We start from the raw sequence: 18,633 nt of genomic DNA, 5'->3' as shown, positions 1-18,633 counted from the left end.
GTTACAATGGATGCATCTGGTTTTAACCGGACTTTGATTATCGTCCATAAACGAGGCAATAATCCATTATTAACTTATCAACAGGAAAGGACATCACAGGATGGCTGGCAATATTATTGAATTACACACAGAAGTCCCCGCAGAACTGGAAGCAAATGTATTTGGCCAGTTTGATGAGCATCTTAAGCTGATTGAGAGAACACTGAATGTGACAGTGATCTCCAGAGACGGAATCCTTAAGATACTTGGCAATGAACAGAATGCGGCTTCTGCGAAGAAACTGATAGAAGAACTGACAGTACTTGCAAAAAGAGGCAACACGATCACGAAACAGAATGTCAATTATGCTCTTTCTCTGGCAATGGAGCAGAGAAACGAAGTTCTCACAGAAATAGACAAAGATTTTATCTGTAACACCATACAGGGCAGACCTATCAAGCCCAAAACACTGGGGCAGAAAGATTATGTAGAACAGATACGCAAAAAAATGATCGTGTTCGGTGTAGGTCCTGCCGGTACCGGCAAAACCTATCTGGCGATGGCAATGGCTGTCACAGCCTTCCGAAATGAGGAGGTCAGCAGGATCATCCTGACACGTCCTGCTATTGAGGCCGGTGAGAAGCTGGGATTTCTTCCGGGAGATCTGCAGAGCAAGGTAGATCCTTATCTGAGACCACTCTATGATGCACTGTACCAGATCATGGGAGCGGACAGCTTTGCGAAAAATATGGAGCGCGGCCTGATCGAGGTTGCACCGCTTGCATATATGCGCGGACGTACACTGGATAATGCATTTATCATTCTCGATGAAGCACAGAATACTACTCCGGCACAGATGAAGATGTTCCTGACACGTATCGGATTTGGTTCCAAGGTTATCATCACCGGAGATGCCTCGCAGAAAGATCTTCCAAGAGATACCACATCCGGACTTGACGTGGCAATGAAAGTACTGAAAAAAATAGATGACATTGGCTTCTGCCAGCTTACCAGCAAGGATGTTGTCCGTCATCCTCTGGTACAGCAGATCGTACAGGCTTATGATGCCTATGAGAAGAAACAAAAACCTGAAAGACCGGCAAGACGCAGAAACGGGGTAAATGAACGATGAACATGCAGATTGATTATGAGACAGAGCGTGAACTGGGGATCGACTATGAGACACTGGCAGTAAAGGTAGCTGACAAGGTTCTTGAAATGGAAAAATGTCCCTATGATGCACAGGTGAATCTTGTACTTACAGATAACGAAGAGATTGAGAGAGTTAATACTGAGTTTCGCGATATCGCAAGACCTACGGATGTTTTATCCTTCCCTATGATTCCTTTTGAGACACCGGCAGGATATGATATTGTGGAGGAAGATGAATCTTACTTTGATCTGGATACAGACGAACTTCTTCTTGGAGATATCATGATCTCAGTTGACAAGGTATTTGCGCAGGCAGAGGAATACGGACACAGTGTGACAAGAGAATTCTGTTTTCTGGTTGCACACAGTATGCTGCATCTGCTGGGATATGACCATATGACTCCCGGGGAAGCAGCAGTCATGGAGGCAAAACAGGCGAAAGCCCTGGAGGAGCTTGGGATTACACGCTGATCTTCAAATTCTGTTATTGCAGGCAATTTCTGATGGATTTTGTCTCGTAACTGTAAAGACACTGAACAGTTACAAAAAATATATTTATATGGAGTAACAAAAAGATGAATTACCGGGAACGACTTAAAGATAAAAAACGTATTGTAATTAAGATCGGTTCTTCTTCCCTGACTCATTCGGAGACAGGAAGACTGAACCTTCGCAAACTGGAAGTGCTGGCAAGAGAGCTCAGTGACCTTCGCAATCAGGGAAAAGATGTCATACTGGTTTCTTCAGGAGCTATAGCAACAGGTGTGGCAGCTCTTGGAATGCATGAGAAACCCACAGAACTGAAAGGAAAACAGGCATGTGCAGCAGTAGGACAGGCCAGACTGATGATGATTTATCAGAAACTTTTTTCTGAATATAATCAGCTTTCCGCTCAGATCCTTATGACCAAAAATACTATGGTTAATAATATTAACCGAAAGAATGCTCAGAATACTTTCAATGAACTGCTCAGTCTGGGAGTGATTCCCATTGTAAACGAGAATGACTCCATTTCCACCTATGAGCTTCAGAATCTGGAGAAATTCGGAGATAATGATACATTGTCTGCAATGGTTGCCGCACTTGTACGGGCAGATCTGCTGATCCTGTTATCAGATATTGATGGTCTTTTTACAGATGATCCCAATACTAATCCTGATGCAAAATTCATTGATGTGGTAGAAAATCTGGATGATAATCTGCTTAACATGGGAAAAGGTACTTCTGGAAGTAAGGTAGGAACCGGCGGAATGGCTACTAAGCTGACAGCAGCACAGATTGCTTCTGCAGCAGGCGTAGATATGGTGATCGCAAACGGAGCCGATTTCCATATTATCCATAAGATCACAGAGGGACGCAGGTACGGTACGCTGTTTGTAAGCCAGTCCAAAGAAGAAGTTTATCTGATCGATATTATTGACAGACTGTTATAATACCGGAAATTTACCGGTGCCAAATGACATTCACAGAGTAAATGGCAGTGTTTACAGACAGACTGCCGCAGACAAAAAACAGGAGGAAGAACTATGGAAGTTGAGAAAATCGACCGCATTAATGCACTTGCACATAAAGCCAAAAGTGTGGGGCTTACTGAAGAAGAGAAAAAAGAAAGAGAACTGCTGCGCAAGGAATATATTGCATCTGTCCGCATGAACCTTCGCGCTCAGCTGGACAATGTGGATGTTCAGCAGGAAGACGGAACAATCATTAATCTGGGTGAAAAATATGGAATCAAAAAAAGACATTAGAAAGAAGATTTTCGCAGAAAGAAAGCTGCACACAGATGAACAGATAGAGGCAATGAGCCGCACGATCACTGACAAAGTGACCGCACTTCCTGCATTTAAGAATGCGGACCGCATTCTGGTATATGCAGATTACAACCATGAAGTTGTCACAGAGTATCTTATAAAAGAAGCATGGAAGGCCGGCAAGGAGGTTGCAGTTCCCAAGGTTGTGGGAAAGGATATGGTATTTTATAAGCTGACAGACTTTGCCCGGCTGGAACCCGGATATTTTGGGATTCCTGAGCCTGTATCGGGGGAGATCGTCAACTGGTCAAAGGCTCTTATGATCATGCCGGGAGTGGCTTTTGACAGAGCAAACCACAGAGTCGGATACGGCGGTGGCTTCTATGACCGTTATCTTGAGAAACATCCGCAGCTTGAAAGAGTTGCCATTGCATTTTCTTTTCAGATGTTGCCGGAGGTTCCCACAGAACCTACTGATATCTGTCCGCAGATCATAGTAACAGAAGAGGAGATATGCTATCTTACTGACTGAAAGGGGACCTGAACATGAATGAAATGCTGAACCGCCTTGGCATGAATGCGAAGGCAGCTGAAACAGAAATGAGAAATCTTTCTACAAACAAAAAGAATGAAGTACTTCTTGCAGTAGCAGACAAACTGGTAAAGGATGCACAGACTCTGATCAATGCCAACAGGCTGGATGTGGAAACCGGAAAAAGGAATCATATGCCTGAGGGGCTGATCGACAGGCTTCTTCTTACAGAGAGCAGGATTGAAGGAATGGCAGAGGGCCTGCGCCAGGTATCAGCCCTGGATGATCCTGTCGGGGAAGTAACCGGGATGAAAAAACGCCCAAACGGACTGCTGATCGGGCAGAAGAGAGTACCTCTTGGCGTGATCGGAATTATCTATGAAGCAAGACCGAATGTAACTGCGGATGCATTTGCACTCTGCTTTAAGACCGGTAATGTAGTAATCCTAAAGGGTGGAAGTGATGCGATCCATTCCAACGAGGCCATTGTAAACTGTATCAGGGAAACTCTGAATGAACAGGGCGTGACAGAGGATGCGATCCAGCTGATTTCTGATACATCCAGAGAGACAGCAGCAGAATTCATGAAGATGAACCAGTATGTGGATGTACTCATCCCGCGAGGCGGCAGAGGCCTGATCAAAGCCGTAGTGGAGCAGAGCACCATCCCTGTGATTGAGACCGGTACTGGAAACTGCCATATTTATGTGGATGAAACCGCAGACCTTGAGATGGCAGCAGACATTATCATGAATGCCAAGACTCAGAGAGTAGGCGTCTGCAATGCCTGCGAATCTGTTCTTGTACATAAAGATGTAAAGGATGCCCTGCTTCCAGTCCTTGCAAAGCGTCTGCAGGAGAAACATGTGGAGATCCGCGCAGATGAAGCGGCTTATGCGTTGATCCCGGGAGCTGTACACGCAACAGAAGAAGACTGGGGCAAAGAATATCTGGATTATATTCTTTCTATTAAAGTGGTTTCTTCTGTGGAAGAGGCGATTGCTCACATCAATAAATATAATACAAAACATTCAGAGGCAATTATTACCAATAATTATGAACATGCACAGAAGTTTCTGGATGAAGTGGATGCTGCGGCAGTTTATGTCAATGCCTCCACACGTTTTACAGATGGATTTGAATTCGGTTTCGGGGCAGAGATCGGTATCAGCACACAGAAGCTTCATGCGAGGGGACCTATGGGACTTCTGGCTCTGACCACAACGAAATATATCATCTATGGAAACGGACAGGTACGCCCATAGACAGCACATTGATTTTTTCTGAGGGATGTGCTATACTTCAATTCAGATTTGGGATTACTGACTGCTTCGTGGGGAATAAGAAATCGGATGGTGTCAGTAGTGATTTTAACTAAAACTCATCTATGGGAGGACATACAATGAGAAAAAAACAACTTTTTGCATTATTAATGGCAGGTGCCCTGTCTGTAGGAATGGCACCGACAGCCACATTTGCAGCAGATACTGCTGCTGAGACATCAGCCGAAGGCGAACTGGAAGGTGAACTTGACTCTGCAGATACAGAAGAACCTTCTGAAGATCCGGCTGAAACTCCTGAGGAACCAGCCGAAGATCCAGCCGAGACACCGGAAGATCCGGCTGAAACTCCTGCCGAAACAACAGCTGATCCTACAGAGGCACCGGCTGCTGAAGAAACTGATGAGCAGGCTGCTGAGGCAGGATCTGCTATTATAGTTAATGGACATTCTTATTCAACACTTGCTGAAGCATTTGAGGCAGTACCTGAAAGTGCAGATATGACCGATGAGACAAAGTACGTCAAAGTAAAAGGTGATATTGAAATCAGTGCTACGGTTGATGTTCCTTCTAATAAAAATATTATGCTGGTTGCAGCAGAAGATGCGACTATTAAACGTGCGGCAGGATTTATCGGAAGCATGTTTACTGTAAATGGTGGTAATCTTCAGATGGCAGGTTCGGCAGAAGATGCGGCAACAGGCGCTGTTGACAGTACTTTAATTGTTGATGGAACTGGTGAAGGGGTTACTGGTTCTATTGTTGAAGTGATAAGTGGTAACTATGCTTTATCTGATGGAGCAACTCTGACAGGTAATACTACAACAGGAGATGGCAGTGCAATCAACAACAGTGCGAATGCATATCTTTTAGGAGGTACAATCACAGCAAACAGCACGACAGGAAATGGTGGTGCGATTAATAATGCTGCCGGTGCAAACGTATATCTTCAGAATGGCACGATTACAGCCAACTCCGCTGCAGCAGGTGGTGCAATTTACAGTGAAGGAACTGTAAATATTCAGGGAACCTTAAGTGTTACAGGAAATACCGTTACAAATTCTTTTGAAGCTGCAAGTAACCTTGTGCTTGCCAAAGACGGTGTAATCAATGTAAGCGGTGCTGTTACAGGTTCTGCCATTGGTGTTGCTGTTCAGGAGGCTAACGCCGGAAGAACAGTCGTAAAGCTGGGTGACGCTGTTACTGATGTGAAACTGGCGGATGTTCTTTCTCAGATTACATATGAGGGAGATTCTAGCCTTAAAATCGGAGAAGACGGAACTTTAGTCAGTACAACAGAACCGTCCCCTACCCCAACTCCTGCAGAAGAAAAACTGAAAGTAACAGGAAAAGAATGCAAATGGTCCGGAAGTGGTACTGTTAAAATTAAGTTCCAGTCAAATGTAAAAGGTACCTATTATATTGACTGGGTAAAACGTGGTGAGAAAGCACCGACAATCGATACTTCCAGAGTAGGTGCTCCTATTGAGGCTGATACAAATGTAACAGCAAAAGTTACTGATCTTCCTGACTATGATGTTGATATTTATGTATGTGTGATCAGTGATAAGGATAAGAGTAATTATGGCTCTGTAATGTTCCAGCCTGATTCAAAAGAACGTCCTGTTACACCTACACCATCTCATACTCCGGTAGTACCCGATGTAAAAGAGAGTGTTGTACAGGGATTTGAGAAAGCACTTGTGTTCTATCCGAATACTTTCTATGACTTCAAGGTAATCGGTGCAGGTACACAGAACAATAATCCGGGAGAAGGTGATGTCAGATGGGTACCTGTAGGATGGAGTATGTCTTCTAACCCGTCAACCTGGAACACATCCTGGAAAATTGGTGCCAAGAGCGGTATTTATACAGATGCCGAAAAAGCATATACTATTTACATTAAATATGCAAAACAGGTATACAGTGGAAATGACTGGCAGGAAACAGATGCTTCCGAAGTTCTGCCCTATCAGTTCAAGGCAGCTCCTCTGACACAGGCCACTACCACACCAGGTGCAAACGGAACAAACGGAGACGGAACCGGATCCGGCGACGGAACTACAGATGGAGGAACTACAGATGTAACTCCGACAACCTATGCAGACGGAACAAACGGAACAGCGAAATCAGCAGTATCCACAGGTGATGAATCACCGGTCGGAACTATGCTGGCTCTTGCTGCAGCTTCTGTTCTTGCAGGTGGTTACGTACTGATAAGAAGACGTAAAAAAGAAATGTAAATATAATCCAATTATTTTTAAGAGACAGGTCTTATGGCCTGTCTCTTTTCATATATATAATAATAAGGCAGCCATTCAGCCGTCCATACAGGTCAGAATCCGGAATCTGATCCAGGCTGCTGAACATTTGCCAAAAAGGAGGAGAGAATGTATGTCAACAGAACAGATGGGAACTTATGAAAAAATATACTTCGCATTGTGGGAACTCGGACAGAGATATGGAAATTTTGTCCAGTTCAGAGTGATCGGAAGAAGTCATGATGACAGAATGATCCCCATGCTTGAGATTGGAAAGGGTGATACCTGCATTATCTGTCTGAGCGGAGTGGAAAGCGGAGACAGAAATCTCCCGGAATATCTTTTGTCCATTGCAAAAGATTACTGCAGATCCTATGAAAGCAACTGGACTATCGGAGAAAGTTATGAAGTTCGTAAACTTCTGGATAAGGTTCGTATCTGTATGATCCCCATGCTGAATCCTGACAGCTATGAGATATGTGAATACGGATATGGTGCCATACATAATCCCATCCACAGACAGATGCTGAAAATGCAGGACAGGCCTGTGGAAGAGTATGAATGTAATGCCAGGGGAATTGATCTGCGCAGAAATTTTCCGACTAATTATTATCAGCGGAAAAGAGTGAATCAGGAGCCTGCCAGTGAGAATGAGACTCGTGCCCTGATCAGCATTTTTCAGGAATATTCAAGCCTTGGCCTGCTTACATTCAGTTATTCCAGAGGGAAGATCGTTTACTGCAGACAGGAGAAAGGCTTTGCCTACAATCAGAAAAATTACAGACTGGCAAGGCATTTACAGAAATGTTCCGGCTATCGTCTGGAAAAAGGGATTGCAGGTGGTGCGAGAGTCAAAAAAGCCGGAGCAAAACCTGAGATGGGATCTCCGGAACAGTTTTATGCGGAAGTGATCCGTCAGCCCTCTCTGGCAATTGAGATTCCGGAATACCGCAAGGACGATATGGAAGAACTGCGTCTGATTCCACTTGAATATCTTTATTCTCTAAACAGCGGCATATTGGCAAACGCATAAATCCGTCACATAGTCAAAGAAAAACTGTATCCGAAAATAAAAAGTAATAAAAACAGAGATTAGCGTTTGACATAAAGCCATAGATTCTGTATGATAAAAAGAGTGCCCCGAAATGTTGTAAACAGAAAGATGAGGAATCAATAGTGAATAATAATACACAGGAAAGTAAAATACAGTTAGAATATATCAATAAATGTACAGAGCTTGTGAAGGAAAAATATGAAAATGCGCCAGCTTTCTTTATCCAGAATGCAGGCTGCCAGATGAATTCCCTGCAGACGGATACAGTGGCCGGTATCGTGAAACGTATGGGCTATACAGAAGTATCCAGAGAAGAAGATGCAGATGTTGTCATCTATAACACCTGCACAGTCCGGGAGAATGCAAACCTGAAGATTTACGGTCATCTTGGCCATCTGAAAAGTATTAAGAAAAAGAATCCTGAACTGAAGATTATATTGTTTGGCTGCATGATGCAGGAGCCGGAAGTAATTGAGAAGATCCACAAAGAATATTCTTTTGTTGATCTGGTTTTCGGTACCCATAACTTCCATAAGTTTCCGGAGCTTTTCTACAGAAGCTTAAATACGGAGGGACAGATCATTGATGTCTGGAAGGAATCTGATGAAATCGTGGAGGGTATGCCTTCTGACCGTAAATATTCCTTTAAAACGGGTGTCAATATTATGTTTGGCTGCAATAATTTCTGCAGTTACTGTATTGTACCATATGTAAGAGGAAGAGAGAAGAGTCGCGAACCGGAGGCGATCATAGAAGAGATCAAGGGTCTGGTGGCTGATGGTGTAACGGAAGTTATGCTTCTGGGACAGAACGTTAATTCCTATGGAAAGACACTGGAACATCCGGTTACTTTTGCACAGCTTCTGAAACAGGTGGAAGCAATTGAAGGATTAAAGAGAATCCGTTTCATGACTTCCCATCCGAAGGATCTGTCTGATGAACTGATCCGGACAATGGCAGAGAGCAAAAAAGTGTGCCATCACCTTCACCTTCCCATGCAGTCCGGAAGCAGCCGAATCTTAAAGATCATGAACCGCCGTTATGACAAAGAAAAGTATCTGGAACTTGTAGACAAGATCCGTAATGCCGTACCGGATATTTCCCTTACTACAGATATCATTGTAGGTTTTCCGGGAGAAACGGAAGAGGATTTCCAGGATACTCTGGACGTTGTGGAAAAATGCGATTTTGATTCTGCGTTTACCTTTATTTATTCCAAAAGAAGCGGCACACCTGCTGCCAAAATGGAGAATCAGGTACCTGAGGATGTAGTAAAAGACCGTTTTGACCGTCTTCTGGCTCTGGTTCAGGAAAAAGGCCGAAAGGCTTCTTCCCGTTTCGAGGGAACTGTTCAGGAGATCCTCGTAGAGGAGGAAAGCAGAGAAAAAGGTATCTTTACAGGAAGAACAGAATATAACCTTCTGGTCCATTTCCCGGGATGTCAGGATCTGATCGGTAAATATGTAAAAGTAAAACTGGATACCTGCAAGGGATTCTATTATTTCGGAAGCCTTGCAGAATAAAAACATTGAAAAATACTAACTGTTTACGAACAGTAATATAAAGGACTTCTACAGAAGCCCATATCAATTTGGATATAAAGGGTGGAAGATAAAAGTGAAACAAAATAAATACGAAATAGATATGTGTAACGGAACCATCATGGACAAGCTGATTTCCTTTTCACTGCCGTTGATGCTGTCCGGAATCCTGCAGCTGATGTTTAATGCTGTGGATATCATAGTGGTGGGAAGATTTAGCGGAAGTCAGGCACTTGCAGCCGTAGGCTCAACCACAGCACTGATCAATGTGTTTACCAATCTGTTTATTGGTATCTCACTTGGTGCGAATGTACTTGCTGCCCGGTTCTATGCGGCAGGAAAAGACCGTGAAATGTCAGATACCGTTCATACGGCTGTAACTCTTGCACTGGTAAGCGGTATCGTCATGGCATTTGTGGGACTGATTTTTTCCAGATGGGCTCTGGAACTGATGGGTACCCCGGATGATGTGATCGGACAGTCTGCACTGTATATGAAAATCTATTTTCTGGGTATGCCGTTTTTTATGCTTTATAATTATGGAGCTGCGATTCTGCGGGCTGTAGGAGATACGAAACGTCCACTGATCTTTCTGGTTATTTCCGGTATTGTAAATGCAGTACTGAATCTGATCCTCGTGATCATGTTTCATATGGATGTGGCGGGCGTAGCCATTGCTACTGTGATTTCCCAGTTAATTTCCTGCATTCTGGTACTCAGATGTCTGCGTACATCGAAAACCAGCTACCAGCTTCATTTTGGAAAATTAAGGATCAATACTGTTTATTTAAAACAGATTTTCCAGGTTGGGATTCCGGCCGGGATCCAGAGCACAGTCATTAATCTGTCAAATGCTCTGCTTCAGTCCTCGGTTAATTCCTTTGGATCGACCGCCATGGCAGGGTATACGGCGGCCAATAATATTTTCGGTTTTCTGTATGTGGCGGTGAACTCTGTCACACAGGCATGTATGAGCTTTACCAGTCAGAACTATGGTGTGCATAAATTTAAACGTATGGATAAGGTTCTGGTCGACTGTCTTATTATTTCCGTAGTTACCTCCTTTTCCCTTGGATGCGGTGCATATTTCTTCGGTTCTGAGATTCTTAAGATTTATACTGCCGATCCGGAAGTGATCCGCTGCGGACTGGAAATCCTGTCTTACACTACCGTACCTTATTTTCTCTGCGGGATTATGGATCTGTTTCCGGGTGCCCTGCGTGGAATGGGACATTCCGGCGTTCCAATGATCCTGTCAGTGATCGGAACAGTAGGAACCAGGATCGTATGGATATTTGGAATATTCCCGCATCACAGATCACTGGCTGTTCTGTTTATTTCCTATCCTGCATCCTGGATGCTGACGATCATTATGCAGGTCACCTGTTTTTATTTTGTCAGAAGAAAAGTGCATAGAGTATAGGTCTTTGAGCTTTCGCGAAAAATAATTGCCGGCAGAATATTACCGGCGGTTATTTTCTGTGAGAGCTCTTTTTTGTGTTACTGCTGCTTACTCTGTCCGCAGTAATCTTTGTTACTGTTCACACACCACTTGTTTCCGATATGAAAAAACAGTATTGACAAATACCCCATAAGGGTATATAGTGACTACTATAAAGATACCCCGTAAGGGTATTTTGAAATCGTTATATGTTTCAGAAATTTATATAAAACAGAGCTTATTTATAAAAATGTACTCTCGGAGTCTTTATTGCACTTGCTTTTATGGCTGATTTTTCGCCAGATGCACCCGAATTTTATCAACGTACGCCTCAAAAATTCGGGCACATCTGACAAAAAATCTTCTCATAAAATCAAGTACAAAAAGATTCCGAGAGTACATAAAAATCAGAAGGAGGATTTCCCATATGGCAGATACACAGGAGAAAAAAGTCTGTCCCTGTTGCCCAAAACACACAATGCGTTCTGAGGAGGAGAGAAAGAAGCTGATCAATCGTCTTAAACGTGTGGAAGGACAAATCCGAGGGATTATTGGTATGCTGGAGAATGATGCGTACTGTAACGATATCCTGATCCAGTCCGCAGCAGTCAACGCAGCAGTGAACGCATTTAACAAAGAACTGCTTGCCAGCCATATCCGCAACTGTGTGGCAAGAGATATCCGCAGGGGCAAGGATGAGACGATTGATGAACTGGTGGCTACTTTGCAGAAACTGATGAAGTGAAAGCTGTGTTCAGACTGTTATAGCATCAGAGTACAGCAGAACAAAGATCTGGGAACTGCAAAGCAACAGAGCAGTAGATATCAGGTAAGGAACAACAAGTCGTAGGGAGGGATAGAAATGGAACAATACAATGTAACCGGAATGAGCTGTGCAGCCTGCAGCAGCAGAGTGGAGAAGGCCGTATCCAGGGTTCCGGGGGTGACATCCTGTTCGGTCAGTCTGCTGACCAACTCCATGGGAGTAGAGGGAACTGCCGGTGCAGGTGCGATCATCAAGGCAGTACAGGATGCAGGTTATGGAGCATCCTTAAAGGGGGCATCCGGAGAACAGATATCTGCTTCTGCGGCAGAGGAGGCACTGGAAGACCATGAAACACCGGCACTGAAACGAAGGCTGATCGCATCTGTAGGCTTTCTGCTTGTGCTGATGTATTTTTCCATGGGACATATGATGTGGGGCTGGCCTCTTCCGGCATGGTTTAATGATAATCATATTGCCATGGGACTGGTGCAGCTTCTTCTCGCCGGAATCATAATGGTCATTAACCAGAAATTTTTTGTCAGCGGATTTAAGAGTCTGTGGCATCGTGCACCAAATATGGATACCCTTGTGGCACTTGGTTCCATGGCATCCTTTTTGTGGAGTGTTTATGTACTTTTTGCAATGACAAGGGCACAGGTGGACGGAGATTCTGCAGCAGTTATGAATTACATGATGGAGTTCTATTTTGAATCTGCCGCCATGATCCTTACCCTGATCACAGTTGGAAAAATGCTGGAAGCCCGATCTAAGGGAAAGACAACGGATGCGCTGAAAGGTCTGATGAAGCTGGCACCTAAGACAGCAGTTGTTGTCCGGAACGGACAGGAGGCTACGGTGCCCATCGAACAGGTCCGAAAAGGTGATGTTTTTGTGGTACGTCCCGGTGAGAACATTCCGGTGGACGGAGTGATCCTTGAGGGAAACAGTGCTGTTAATGAGGCAGCACTTACAGGGGAGAGTATTCCTGTTGACAAGAATCCGGGAGATGCAGTCTCTGCTGCAACCGTAAACCAGTCCGGATTTATCAGATGCGAAGCTACCCGGGTAGGCGAGGACACTACTCTTTCCCAGATTATTAAGATGGTCAGTGATGCGGCTGCAACAAAAGCACCTATTGCCAAAATCGCAGACAGGGTTTCCGGAGTTTTTGTTCCGACAGTCATCAGTATTGCGGTTGTCACCACCATTGTCTGGCTGCTGGCAGGAAAAGAGTTCGGATATGCACTTGCCAGAGGTATTTCTGTTCTGGTCATCAGCTGTCCCTGTGCCCTTGGACTTGCCACACCGGTTGCCATTATGGTAGGAAACGGAATGGGGGCCAAAAACGGAATCCTGTTTAAAACAGCAGTATCCCTGGAGGAAGCAGGTAAGATCCAGATCGTTGCATTAGATAAGACAGGAACTATCACCAAGGGTGAACCGCAGGTGACAGATATGGTTCCTGCAAAGGGAATCTCAGAGGAAGAGCTTTTAGGCTATGCCTATGCACTTGAGAAGAAGAGTGAACATCCTCTTGCAAAAGCCATTATTGCCAGAGCAGAAGAGAAAAAGATTGTTTTGCAGAAGGTTTCTGATTTTCAGGCTCTTCCTGGAAACGGTCTTCGTGCAGCATTAAACAGTGAAGTGCTTACAGGCGGAAATATGAAATTTATCAGCAATGAAACCTCTGTATCACCAGAACTGATGAAGCAGGCAGAAAAACTTGCAGGAGAAGGAAAAACACCACTTCTTTTTGCAAAAGGCGGGAAGCTTCTCGGCATGATCGCAGTGGCAGATGTTATAAAAGAGGACAGTCCTCAGGCAATAAAAGAACTGCAGAACATGGGAATCCGGGTAGTAATGCTTACCGGTGATAATGAACGCACAGCAAAAGCGATCGGAGCACAGGCAGGAGTGGACGATGTAATTGCAGGTGTTCTTCCGGATGGCAAGGAAAGTGTGATCCGTTCTCTGAAGGAACAGGGAAAGGTTGCCATGGTAGGAGACGGAATCAATGATGCCCCTGCACTTACCAGGGCAGACATCGGTATTGCAATCGGTGCAGGAACAGATGTTGCCATTGATGCCGCAGATGTGGTATTAATGAAGAGCCGGCTCAGTGATGTACCTGCTGCCATACGTTTAAGCCGGGCAACATTGAGAAATATCCATGAGAATCTTTTCTGGGCATTCTTCTACAATGTGATCGGTATTCCACTGGCAGCCGGTGTATGGATTCCGATTTTCGGATGGACACTGAACCCCATGTTTGGTGCAGCTGCCATGAGCCTTTCCAGTTTCTGTGTGGTAACCAATGCACTGAGACTGAATCTCTTTAAGGTACATGATGCTTCCAGAGACAAAAAAATAAAACAGAATGTGGAAGAAATCCATTATATTTCAGCTAATGCAGAAATGAAAAACGTAACAGAAAACAAAAGTCTAAAGGCAGAGAATCCAGACTTTTGCAACAGTGAAATTCATGATCCAAAAGATCAGGAAAATATAAAAGAAAACAAGGAGAACAAAGAAATGACAACAATCACAGTAAACGTAACAGGAATGATGTGTGGACATTGTGAAGCACATGTGACAAAGGCAGTAAAAGAGGCATTTGGAGTGGAAGATGTAGTTTCCTCCCATGAAAAAGGAACCACAGTGATCCATGCTCCGGAGAAACTGGACGAGGATAAGATCCGCGAAGTGATCAAAGAAGCCGGCTATGAAGTAACTGGTATCACACAGGAATAAAAAACAAAAAGGGGATTTTATGGAAAACCAGAACCAGACACCACATAAAAGACGTGTCCGTTATAAAGGAAAATATCCGAAGAAATTCGAAGAGAAATACAAGGAATTACAGCCTGAGAAATATAAAGATACCATTGAACACGTGATTCAGAAAGGAAATACCCCGGCGGGAATGCATATCTCCATTATGGTTAAGGAAATCCTTGATTTTCTTAATATCCAGCCGGGCGAAACCGGATTTGATGCCACATTGGGCTATGGCGGCCATACGAAAGCAATGCTTCAGTGTCTGAATGGCAAGGGCCATATTTATGCAACAGATGTAGACCCTGAGGAATCCGCCAAAACAAAGAAACGTCTGGCAGAGCAGGGATTCGGGGAAGAACTGCTGACAGTAAAGCTTCAGAACTTCTGCACCATTGATGAGATTGCCAAAGAGGTTGGAGGATTTGACTTTATTCTGGCAGATCTCGGTGTTTCCTCCATGCAGATTGATAACCCCAAAAGAGGTTTCTCTTTTAAAACAGACGGACCTCTGGATCTGCGCCTGAATCAGGAAACCGGCATCAGTGCAGCCCAGCGTCTGGATACCATTTCCAGAGAGGAGCTTGCGGGAATGCTCTGTGAAAATTCTGATGAACCATACTGTGAGGAACTCGCCAAAGCCATTACCGATGAGATCCGCAGAGACAATCATATTGATACTACCACAAAACTGCGTCAGGTAATCGAAAAAACTCTTGATTTCCTTCCTGAAAAGGAAAAGAAAGAGACAATTAAGAAAACCTGCCAGCGAACCTTCCAGGCATTGCGTATTGATGTCAACCATGAGTTCGAAGTACTGTATGAATTTATGGAGAAGCTTCCGGATGCTTTGCGTCCGGGCGGACGTGTGGCAATCCTTACCTTTCATTCCGGTGAAGACAAGCTGGTAAAGAAAGCGCTTAAAGCAGGATACAAGGAGGGAATCTACTCAGACTATGCAAAAGATGTGATCCGCCCCTCAGCCAAAGAGTGCACACAGAACCCAAGAGCCCGTTCCACAAAGATGCGCTGGGCTATAAAGGCTGAATAAAAAATCTTTTATAAACGGCCTGCTGTATTGCAACTTTTTTATTCATGCTAAAACCGTAGCTGTTAAGTTTATAACAGGAATATTGAACAGTTGATAGTTACATCAAAAATAGATATACATTATACAAGAAAAAAATCACTTATTTGAGATTTTTTTCAATAATCAATCATTGGCGGAACTTTTTTCTGCCAGTCACAGAAAATCTGTCAAAATAATATTGATGAAGTCTGTCAATCAGTGCTTTTTCGTTGTATAATGCCTTTGTCGTACAGAGTCACTTTCCTTTGTAATTTTTTCTAAAACTCATTATACATCGGAAAGTCCTGTACGATATTATTTTATGAAAAAGTTGTAAAATAGCGGTCGATAAAACGAAAGCAACATTTTCAGGGCTGGATTGAACTGATGGAAGAGATTACCCGCTGACAGCACCCCGGTATCTGTAAGATTACAGAAGCACAGAGGTCATAGCTGATGCTCTCCATTTTTGGTTAATTTTTCAGATTTTTTATTTTTATATCTCCCGATTGTCAACAATGGAATAATAAATGTAACAGTGGCAAAGTATCCCATATATCGATAGCCATAATTTATAACGTTATCAAGACCAACTAAAGAGAATATAGTTGATAATGCTAATGCAAAAAAGGCTACGATCAAACAACGTTGAGTTTTATTTTTTATTCTGTTCTTTAAAAATAATACATCTTCAAAACGACTTACAAATTATGCTTGTTCTTTGGAATAATACATCTCCGATGAACAGAATGGAAATTGTAGCAGCAGGTGAAGGCGATGAAGAATCCAGAGTCCTTTACAATAACAGAGACGGAACCTGGATCGATGAGAACGGAAATCTTTATGAAGAGTAAATGAAAAGAAACGTTTTCCGTAAGCAAATAAGGGAATGGAAAACATTTCTTTTTTTATAAAATGTTATATGAGATATAAAAGCTATTTTGAAATATAAGTATTTGATAAGAAAGACATTTTTATTTTACAACAAACAGACATTTTTATGATAAAATATCGGTAAAAATAATTTTGGACTGTAACAAAAGTCGTTGCAGTGTCTAAACTACATCAAATGGATACGGAGGAAAAAATGTGCGGGATTTGTGGATTTACAGGTTACAGACAGGATCAGAAGACAGTAATTGAAAGGATGATGAAGGCCATTGAACATAGAGGCCCGGATAGTGAAGGCTCTTTTTGCAGGGAGAAGATTACGCTGGGCTTTCGAAGACTTAGTATTATTGATTTAGAAGATGGGCAGCAGCCTATGGAAAGTGCGGACGGAAACCTGCATATTGTTTTTAATGGGGAAATCTATGATTATAAGGAACTGCGGGCAGAACTTGAGGCTTCCGGCATTTCTTTCTGTACCCATTCTGACACGGAAGTTCTGGTAAATACCATTCAACAGTATGGGGAGAAGGCACTGGATAAGCTCAGGGGAATGTTTGGGTTTGCAGTATGGAATGAAAAAGAGCAGACTTTGATGCTTGCAAGGGATTTCTTTGGAATTAAGCCTGTGTACTATGCCGAAATAGATGGACACTTTGTATTTGCTTCTGAAATTAAGAGTATTCTTGCATTTCCAGGCTATGAAAGAAAAGTAAATCAGAAGGCCCTGGAGCAGTATTTGTCATTTCAATATGCCCCTCTGGAAGAGACCTTTTTTAAGGGAATCTATAAACTTATGCCCGGACATATGCTTTTATATAAAAACGGAAACTATGAAATAAAGACTTATTTCAAAACAAAGCTTACACCTGACAAGTGGAACCGTAAGACGAATATGGATCAGCTACGGAGCCAGCTTGCAGAGATTTTAAAGGATTCGGTGAAGCACCACATGTTAAGCGATGTGGAAGTCGGCGCGTTTTTATCCGGGGGAGTGGACTCCGGGTATCTGGCTTCTGCCTCCGGTGCAGATCAGGCATTCACAGTGGGATTTGATGAGGGGGACCGATATAGTGAAGTAAACAAAGCTGCCAAAGTGGCAGAAAAAGCAAGCTTGAAACACCATGTGAAAATCATATCCAAGCAGGAATTCTGGGATGCTCTTCCAGATGTGATGTATCATATGGATGAACCACTTGGGGATGCCTCTGCAGTTGCACTTTATTTTCTTTCCAAAGAGGCTGCCGGACATGTTAAGGTAGTCCTTTCCGGGGAAGGCGCAGATGAACTTTTCGGTGGATACAATATTTACAGAGAGCCTGAAGCATTAAAGAAAGTTGCCTGGATTCCGTTCGTGCTCAGACGCGCTGTCAGAAAACTGGCTGCAAAGCTGCCAGACGTTAAAGGACGGGATTTCCTTATCCGCGCAGGAATGAAAGTAGAAGAACGCTTCATCGGAAATGCATATATTTACTGTGAAAAAGAGAAAGCACAGATTTTAAAAAATAAAGTAACAGGACCTTCCACGCAGGAATATTTAAGTCAATTTTATGAAGAGCTTGAGTCAGAAAACAGAGGCTCACTTCAAGACATGGAAAAAATGCAGTCTGTAGATCTGAACTACTGGCTTCCTGGCGATATTTTGCAGAAAGCAGATAAAATGAGCATGGCACATTCCCTGGAAGTCAGGGTACCATTTCTGGATAAAGAAGTTTTTAACTTTGCAGCAAAGCTTCCGAAAGAAGCCAAGATTGCAGCAGGTACAACCAAATATATTTTCCGTAAAGCTGTTTCAGAATTTCTTCCACAGGAAACCAATGAACGGAAGAAACTTGGTTTTCCCATTCCAATCCGTGTGTGGCTGCGGCAGAATGACTGGTATCAGATGGTAACAGATTTATTTACCTCGAAAGAAGCAGAAGAATTTTTCCATACAGAGAAACTGCTCCAGCTTCTGAACGACCATAAAGATAAAAAAGCAGATAACAGCCGTAAAATCTGGACAGTTTTAACATTCCTTATCTGGTACGATAGATTTTTTACTACATGTTCGAAGTGAGAGAGTTGGTTATGAGACGGTAATAATACCTAAATGGATATTCACAAAGAAAAAATAGAAGATAGGTATTAAGCTTTCGTATAGG

At 43.2% G+C, this 18,633-nt stretch carries 14 protein-coding genes; all 14 read left to right on the top strand.

Annotated elements, in window-relative coordinates; all coding sequences use genetic code 11:
* The first annotated feature begins 100 nt into the window (after window positions 1–100).
* Complete coding sequence (locus LJE09_RS03090) at window positions 101–1,111, top strand: PhoH family protein (RefSeq protein ID WP_008703224.1); 1,011 nt, start codon at window positions 101–103, stop codon at window positions 1,109–1,111.
* The gene (ybeY, locus tag LJE09_RS03085) at window positions 1,108–1,602 is read left to right on the top strand and encodes an rRNA maturation RNase YbeY (protein ID WP_022381407.1); all 495 of its coding nucleotides are present in this window, start codon (window positions 1,108–1,110) and stop codon (window positions 1,600–1,602) included. The genes LJE09_RS03090 and ybeY overlap by 4 nt, the downstream gene beginning before the upstream one ends.
* A gap of 104 nt (window positions 1,603–1,706) precedes the next feature.
* A complete protein-coding gene (proB, locus tag LJE09_RS03080) occupies window positions 1,707–2,564 on the top strand; it encodes a glutamate 5-kinase (RefSeq protein ID WP_227310956.1) in 858 nt (285 codons plus the stop codon).
* Between the two features lie 93 nt (window positions 2,565–2,657).
* Window positions 2,658–2,879 (top strand): DUF896 domain-containing protein, encoded by a 222-nt coding sequence (locus tag LJE09_RS03075; protein WP_008703220.1) that lies wholly within the window; start codon window positions 2,658–2,660, stop codon window positions 2,877–2,879.
* Window positions 2,857–3,414, top strand: a complete 558-nt coding sequence (locus LJE09_RS03070; protein ID WP_008703219.1) for a 5-formyltetrahydrofolate cyclo-ligase — start codon at window positions 2,857–2,859, stop codon at window positions 3,412–3,414. Before LJE09_RS03075 ends, LJE09_RS03070 begins: the two co-directional genes overlap by 23 nt.
* 14 nt (window positions 3,415–3,428) lie before the next feature.
* Window positions 3,429–4,679, top strand: coding sequence for a glutamate-5-semialdehyde dehydrogenase (locus LJE09_RS03065; RefSeq protein ID WP_062807705.1), 1,251 nt, complete (start codon window positions 3,429–3,431; stop codon window positions 4,677–4,679).
* 137 nt (window positions 4,680–4,816) lie between these two features.
* The gene (locus tag LJE09_RS03060) at window positions 4,817–6,937 is read left to right on the top strand and encodes an LPXTG cell wall anchor domain-containing protein (RefSeq protein ID WP_025579038.1); all 2,121 of its coding nucleotides are present in this window, start codon (window positions 4,817–4,819) and stop codon (window positions 6,935–6,937) included.
* Window positions 6,938–7,088: 151 nt separating this feature from the next.
* Window positions 7,089–7,988, top strand: a complete 900-nt coding sequence (locus LJE09_RS03055) for a M14 family zinc carboxypeptidase (protein ID WP_008703215.1) — start codon at window positions 7,089–7,091, stop codon at window positions 7,986–7,988.
* Window positions 7,989–8,131: 143 nt separating this feature from the next.
* On the top strand, window positions 8,132–9,532 hold the full coding sequence (gene miaB / locus LJE09_RS03050; RefSeq protein ID WP_227310955.1) for a tRNA (N6-isopentenyl adenosine(37)-C2)-methylthiotransferase MiaB: 1,401 nt from the start codon (window positions 8,132–8,134) through the stop codon (window positions 9,530–9,532).
* 121 nt (window positions 9,533–9,653) lie between these two features.
* A complete protein-coding gene (locus LJE09_RS03045; protein ID WP_118341926.1) occupies window positions 9,654–10,973 on the top strand; it encodes an MATE family efflux transporter in 1,320 nt (439 codons plus the stop codon).
* A 445-nt stretch (window positions 10,974–11,418) separates the two neighbouring features.
* Window positions 11,419–11,736 (top strand): metal-sensing transcriptional repressor, encoded by a 318-nt coding sequence (locus tag LJE09_RS03040; protein ID WP_173705340.1) that lies wholly within the window; start codon window positions 11,419–11,421, stop codon window positions 11,734–11,736.
* 117 nt (window positions 11,737–11,853) lie between these two features.
* Window positions 11,854–14,508 (top strand): heavy metal translocating P-type ATPase, encoded by a 2,655-nt coding sequence (locus LJE09_RS03035; RefSeq protein ID WP_195303296.1) that lies wholly within the window; start codon window positions 11,854–11,856, stop codon window positions 14,506–14,508.
* A 19-nt stretch (window positions 14,509–14,527) separates the two neighbouring features.
* Window positions 14,528–15,583 (top strand): 16S rRNA (cytosine(1402)-N(4))-methyltransferase RsmH, encoded by a 1,056-nt coding sequence (rsmH, locus tag LJE09_RS03030; protein ID WP_227310954.1) that lies wholly within the window; start codon window positions 14,528–14,530, stop codon window positions 15,581–15,583.
* Window positions 15,584–16,688: 1,105 nt separating this feature from the next.
* Window positions 16,689–18,548: an asparagine synthase (glutamine-hydrolyzing) gene (asnB, locus tag LJE09_RS03025; protein WP_008703623.1), complete on the top strand. Its 1,860-nt coding sequence runs from the start codon at window positions 16,689–16,691 to the stop codon at window positions 18,546–18,548.
* Window positions 18,549–18,633 lie beyond the last annotated feature (85 nt).

The sequence above is a fragment of the Blautia sp. DFI.3.45 genome (assembly GCF_020593505.1).
GTDB lineage: Bacteria > Bacillota > Clostridia > Lachnospirales > Lachnospiraceae > Blautia_A > Blautia_A wexlerae.
This window is presented reverse-complemented; position numbering and strand designations above follow the sequence as displayed.